Annotated in this window: 1 rRNA gene; it reads right to left on the reverse strand. The window is 35.9% G+C overall.

The window, feature by feature from the left end:
- Positions 1-199: 199 nt before the first annotated feature.
- Positions 200-287: ribosomal RNA gene (gene rrf, locus LQ598_RS13715) — 5S ribosomal RNA — on the reverse strand; the annotation flags it as partial.

Genomic DNA, 287 nt, shown 5'->3' on the forward strand with positions numbered 1-287 from the left:
TTAAGCCAATCACTCTTTGAAGTACTTTCAGTACTCAATTATCGGAATTAAACGTTGACATATTGTCATTCAGTTTTCAATGTTCATTTTATCTCACAAGAAACAATTATACTCTTTTTGTTATCTTGTGTCAATACTTAATTCAATTTATTTTCAACTTTTTCAAGAAAAAAAGACCCAAAGGTCAAAATTGAATTTTGCCCGGCAACGTCCTACTCTCGCGGAACGTAAGCCCAACTACCATCGGCGCTAAAGAGCTTAACTTCTGTGTTCGGCATGGGAACAGG

The sequence above is a fragment of the Mammaliicoccus sp. F-M27 genome (assembly GCF_022387115.1).
In the GTDB taxonomy this organism is placed as follows: domain Bacteria; phylum Bacillota; class Bacilli; order Staphylococcales; family Staphylococcaceae; genus Mammaliicoccus; species Mammaliicoccus vitulinus.